This is a genomic window from Actinosynnema sp. NPDC023794, from assembly GCF_040639675.1.
GTDB classification, from domain to species: Bacteria; Actinomycetota; Actinomycetes; order Mycobacteriales; family Pseudonocardiaceae; genus Actinosynnema; species Actinosynnema luteola.
The window spans coordinates 1-1,279 of record NZ_JBFAFR010000099.1; the positions used below are offsets into that span (position 1 = coordinate 1).

Here is a 1,279-nt window from a genome sequence, read left to right on the forward strand (position 1 = left end):
ACGACCCGAAGCCCTTCGTCTGGACCAAGACCGCCGACGAGATCCTCGACAACCTCGCCCGATACTGTCAACGAATCAACGACTCAGGACACTAGGACTGACCTACACGCCCACACCGATCCCGCCGAAGTTGTCCGGTTCGCCCCTGGGCGAGGACGACGGGGACGGCGGGGACGACGGCAGGCGGAACAGTGCGCCCACCTCGCGGTCGGGGTGGCCGTCGGTCACACCGTTCAACGCCACGGCCACGGTCGGTCCTTCCCTGCCTTCCGCGAGGGTCCGGGCGTGTTCCCGGCCGCGTGTGGTCGTGGCGTAGCGGTGCGCCCAGTGCACGTTGTCGGTCGCGTTGGTGAGGGCTGTGGGGCCGCCCACCGTGAGGACCAGGACCAGCAGAATGTAGAAGGCGCTCACCGCGTACGGGGTGGTCGCTATGAGCAGGACGGCGAGGCCTGCCGTGACGAGCATTGCGCCGACCAGGGCGAACGGCGCCCACCGGAATCGTTCGTAACCGTCCCGGCGGCGCAGCAGGTCCGCGTCGACCAGGGCGTTGAGGATGCGGTCCTCGGTGCCGGTGTCCCGCGGTGCGCGGAGCACCCTGGACTCGAAGTCGTCCTCGGCTTCCGCTCCGGGCGCCGGGGTGATCTCGACCCAGGTCTTCCCCTTGGCCAACGTGACGGCGCCACGCGCGTGCAGCCGGGTCACGGCCACGTCCCACGTCCGGCCGTCCCCACCCGCCAGCACCGCGATCGTGTAATCCACCGGTAGGTCGTCGGGCAGCACGGGTCCACGCCGCGCCGCAGCGGCCCGCCGCCGACGTTCCCGCAACCAGGTCAGCCACAGCGGGGACAACACCGCCGCGACGAGCAGACCGTGCCCGAGCACGCCCACGAGCCACACCGCCATCGTCACACGACCCATTATCGTCCCTCACTGCGGCACGGACGAGCGGCCGGACGAGTTGCGCGGCCTCATGCTCGCCGAACTCGGCGGGCCTGCGCGTTCGCCCTGCGCCGCACGGCTTGCGGTCCGTCGACTTCCCCGGAACACCGAAGCGACTGGCGGGTTCCGTGCCGTCCGCCGGGTCACGACGGCGCGGTCGGTCCGTTGGTGTGGGGTTCTGTCGCAGGTTGCGGTGCGCCACGAGACGCTGATGTGTCGGACGGAGGCGGGAGACCTTCATCGCCGGTTGTCGTGGCGGCCTTGGTTGGAGCTGGAGGCAGCCCGAGCCGGGGCCGGTCCCGTTGATCGACGCGACCCCGCCGATCCACGGCGTGGTCGG

Annotated in this window: 1 protein-coding gene; it reads right to left on the minus strand. The window is 70.8% G+C overall.

Going from position 1 to position 1,279, the window contains the following annotated elements:
* Positions 1 to 102: 102 nt before the first annotated feature.
* Positions 103 to 909 carry a DUF2207 domain-containing protein gene (locus tag AB0H12_RS45165; RefSeq protein ID WP_499632960.1) on the minus strand — a complete coding sequence of 269 codons (807 nt, stop codon included), beginning with the start codon at positions 907 to 909 and terminating at the stop codon, positions 103 to 105.
* Between the last annotated feature and the right edge of the window lie 370 nt (positions 910 to 1,279).